Origin of the sequence: Saccharothrix coeruleofusca (assembly GCF_014648515.1) — a bacterium.
GTDB classification, from domain to species: domain Bacteria; phylum Actinomycetota; class Actinomycetes; order Mycobacteriales; family Pseudonocardiaceae; genus Actinosynnema; species Actinosynnema coeruleofuscum.
In genome coordinates, this window is record NZ_BMRG01000008.1 from 130,772 (window position 1) to 135,400 (window position 4,629).

General features: G+C 76.5%; 1 protein-coding gene. It reads left to right on the forward strand.

Annotation, left to right across the window (positions count from 1 at the left end; genetic code table 11):
- On the forward strand, positions 1–4,629 hold a 4,629-nt coding region (locus tag IEZ00_RS36890), incomplete at both ends, for a type I polyketide synthase (protein ID WP_229795964.1).

A 4,629-nucleotide genomic window follows, 5' to 3' on the forward strand; every position in this document is an offset into this window, starting at 1 on the left:
GCCGATGCTGGACGACTTCCGCGCGGTGGCCCGGACGCTGACCTTCCACGCGCCCGCGATCCCCGTGGTGTCCACGGTGACGCCTGACGCGGACTGGACCGACCCCGAGTACTGGGTCGAGCAGGTGCGCGCGACCGTGCGGTTCCACGACGCGATGACCGCGCTGGAGCAGCGGGGCGTGCGGACCGTGGTCGAGCTGGGCCCGGACGCCGTGCTGTCCGGGCTCACCGCGTCGGCCTTCGAGGACATCACGCCGGTGCCGCTGCTGCGCGCGGACCGCTCGGAGGCGCTGGCGGTGGCCGAGGCGCTGGCCGCGCTGCACACCAGCGGGGTGGACCCGGACTGGGCGGCGGTGTTCCCCGACGCCCGCAAGGTCCCCCTGCCCACCTACGCCTTCCAGCGCAAGCGGTACTGGCTGCGCCCCACGCGGAGCGGCAACGCGGCGGTCGCGGGCCTGCGCTCGGCCGGGCACCCGCTGCTGGGCGCGGCGGTGGACATGCCCGACGGCTCGACCGTGCTCACCGGCACCCTGTCGCGGGCCGCGCACCCGTGGCTGGCCGAGCACCGGGTGGGTGGCGCGGTCGTGGTCCCCGGCACCGCGCTGGCGGAGATGGCGGGCCGGGCGCTGGCCGAGCTGACCATCACCGCGCCGCTGGTGGTGCCCGAGGACGGCGTGGTCACCGTGCGAGTGGTGCGCTCCGACGACGCCGTGGAGATCTACTCCCGGCGTGACGACGACGAGCAGTGGACCAAGCACGCGGCGGGCGTGCCCGCCGCCGACCCCGAGCCCGCCGAGGACCTGCTGGCGTGGCCGCCGCGGGACGCCGAGGAGGTCGAGTTCTCCTACCAGGGCGTGGAGCGCCACGGCTACGGCTACGGCCCGCTGTTCCGCGGCCTGCGGCGGGTGTGGCGGCGCGGCGAGGAGCTGTTCGCCGAGGTCGCCCTGCCCGAGGAGCCCGAGGCGGGTGGCTTCGCGGTGCACCCGGCGCTGTTCGACGCGGCGCTGCACCCGCTGCTGCCCGGCGTGGTCGACGACGACCGGCCCGCCGCGCTGCCCTTCTCCTGGCGGGGCGTGCGCTTCCACGGCACGGCGGGCACCGCGCTGCGCGCCCGGATCACCCCGACCGGTGCGGAGTCGGCGGCGCTGCTGCTGGCCGACAGCGCGGGCACCCCGGTGGTGTCGGTGGAGGAGCTGGTGCTGCGGCCCGCCACCGGCGCGGTGACCGGCGACCGGCTGCTGTTCACGCCCGCCTGGCGCACCTCGCCGGTCCGGGTCGACGCCACCGCGCGGGTGGAGACCGGCGAGGGGACCGTGCCCGAGCGGGCGCGGCACGCCGTGCACCACGCGCTCGGCGTGCTGCGCGACTGGCTGGCCGGCGACGGCGGCAGGCTCGGCGTCGAGGTCGACGACGACCTGGCGCACGCCGCCGTGCACGGCCTGGTGCGCAGCGCCGCGGCCGAGCACCCGGACCGGTTCGCGGTCCTGCGCGACGGCCAGGCCGTCGAACAGGTCCTGGTGCCCGCCCCGCGCCACGACGGCGCCGCGCCCCGCTGGGACGCGGTGCTGATCACCGGCGCGAGCGGCGCGCTGGGCTCGGCGCTGGCGCAGCACCTGGTCAGCAGGCACGGCGCGGGCAAGCTGGTGCTGGTCAGCCGCAGCGGGCGCGTCCCGGAGATCACCGGGGACGTCGAGGTGGTCGCCGCCGCGTGCGACGCGGCCGACCGCGACGCGCTGGCCGCGCTGCTGGCCGAGCACCCGGTCACCGCGGTCGTGCACGCCGCGGGCGTGGTCCAGGACGGCACGCTGGACTCGCTGACCCCCGAGCAGGTGGACGCGGTGCTGCGGCCCAAGGTCGACGCGGCCTGGAACCTGCACGAACTGGTCGGCGACGTGGACGCCTTCGTGCTGTACTCCTCGATCGCGGGCGTGCTGGGCACGGCGGGCCAGGCCAACTACGCGGCGGGCAACACCTTCCTCGACGCGCTGGCCGAGCACCGCCGCGCCCAGGGCCTCAAGGCGACCTCGCTGGCGTGGGGGCTGTGGGAGGCCGACAGCGCCCTGTCCGGCGGTCTGTCCGAAGTGGACCGCAAGCGGATCTCCCGGCTGGGCCTCAAGCCGATCGGCGTGGCGGAGGCGCTGGCCGCCTTCGACGCGGCCGTCGCGGGCGACGCGCCGGTGCTGGCGGTGACCGGTCTGGACCGCGCGGCGCTGCGCGAGGACCCGCACCCGGCGCTGCGCGAGCTGGCCCCGCGCCGGGCCAAGCCCAAGGCGGGCGCGGACCGGTTCGCCGCGCTGTCCGAGGGCGACCGGCTGCGCGCGCTGACCGAGCTGGTGCGCGGCCAGGCCGCCGCGGTGCTCGGCCACGCCGACCCGTCCGAGGTCGCGGCCGACCGGGCGTTCACCGAACTGGGCTTCGACTCGCTGACCGCGGTGGAGCTGCGCAACCGGCTGGCCACCGCCACCGGGCAGCGGCTGTCCACCACGCTGGTGTTCGACCACCCGACGCCCGCGGCGCTGGCCAGGCACCTGGCGGGCGCGGTCGCGCCGAAGGCCGCCGAGCCCAAGCAGGCCACCCCGGCCGACGAGCCGATCGCGATCGTGGGCATGGCGTGCCGCTATCCCGGTGGTGTGCGGTCGCCGGAGGAGTTGTGGCGGTTGGTGGCCGACGGGGTGGACGCGGTGTCGGGTTTCCCGACCAATCGCGGTTGGGACCTGGACAACCTCTACGACCCCGACCCGGAGCGGATCGGCACGAGCTACGCGCGCGAGGGCGGGTTCCTGCACGACGCGGACCTGTTCGACCCGGAGTTCTTCGGGATGTCGCCGCGCGAGGCGCTGGCCACCGACCCGCAGCAGCGGCTGCTGCTGGAGACCGCCTGGGAGGCGCTGGAGCGCGCGGGCATCGACCCGACCGCGCTGCGCGGCAGCCGGACCGGCGTGTTCGCCGGTCTGATGTACCACGACTACGGCAGCGGCGGGGCACTGCCCGCCGAGCTGGAGGGCTACCTGGCGGCGGGCACGGCGGGCAGCGTCGCCTCCGGCCGCCTGGCCTACGCGCTGGGCCTGGAGGGTCCGGCCATCACGGTGGACACGGCGTGCTCGTCGTCGCTGGTGGCGCTGCACCTGGCGGCCAACGCGCTGCGGCGCGGCGAGTGCGACCTGGCGCTGGCGGGCGGCGCGACGGTGATGTCCACGCCCGCGGCGTTCGTGGAGTTCTCCCGCCAGCGCGGGCTGGCCCCGGACGGCCGCTGCAAGCCCTTCGCCGCGGCGGCCGACGGCACCGGCTGGTCGGAGGGCGTGGGGCTGCTGCTGGTGGAGCGGCTGTCCGACGCGGTGCGCAACGGCCACCAGGTGCTGGCGCTGGTGCGCGGCACGGCGGTCAACCAGGACGGCGCGTCCAACGGCCTGACCGCCCCCAACGGCCCGTCCCAGCAGCGGGTCATCCGCGCCGCGCTGGACGCGGCGGGCCTGCGACCGTCCGAAGTGGACCTGGTGGAGGCGCACGGCACGGGCACCACGCTGGGCGACCCGATCGAGGCCGAGGCGCTGCACGCGGTCTACGGCGGTGAGCGCGAGCGACCGCTGGCCCTTGGCTCGCTGAAGTCCAACATCGGCCACACGCAGGCCGCGGCGGGCGTCGGCGGCATCATCAAGGTGGTCGAGGCGATGCGGCACGGGGTGCTGCCGCGCACCCTGCACGTGGACGAGCCCACCCCGCACGTGGACTGGTCCGGCGCGATCGAGCTGCTGACCGAGCAGCGCCCGTGGCCGTCGACCGGCCGCCCGCGCCGGGCGGCGGTGTCCTCGTTCGGCATCAGCGGCACCAACGCCCACGTCGTGCTGGAGCAGGCGCCCGAGACCCAGCCCGCCGAGCCCGCCGAGGGCCCGGTGCCGGTCGTGGTCTCCGCGCGCACCCCGGCGGCGCTGGCCGAGCAGCTGGACCGGCTGGCGGCGGCGGAGGTGCCGCTGGCGGACCTGGCGCACACCCTGGGCACCGGCCGGGCGCTGCTGGAGCACCGCGCGGTGGTGGCCGCCACCGAGCACGCCGACCTGCGCTCCGCGCGGGTGCTGCCGAAGGTGGCCGAGGGCCGGGTGGCGTTCGTGTTCACCGGCCAGGGTTCGCAGCGCGTGCGGATGGGGCTGGAGCTGGCGGAGCGCTTCCCGGTGTTCGCGCGGGCCTTCGACGAGGTGTGCGCGCTGCTGCCGGTGCGGGCGGCGATCGAATCCGGTGAGGGCCTTGACGAGACCGGTGTCGCCCAGCCCGCGCTGTTCGCGGTGGAGGTGGCGCTGTTCCGGCTGCTGGAGTCCTGGGGCGTGACCCCGGACTTCGTGGCGGGCCACTCCATCGGCGAAATCGCCGCGGCGCACGTGGCGGGTGTGCTGTCGTTGGCGGACGCGGCGAAGTTGGTGGAGGCGCGCGGCCGGTTGATGCAGGCGCTGCCGCGTGGTGGTGCGATGGTGGCGGTGCGGGCGGCCGAGGACGAGGTGGAGCTGCCCGAGGGTGTGGCCGTCGCGGCGGTCAACGGGCCGCGCTCGATCGTGCTCTCCGGTGTCGAGGAAGCGGTGCTGCGGGCGGCGGAGGGCTTGCGGGGCAAGCGGTTGACCGTCAGCCACGCCTTCCACTCGCC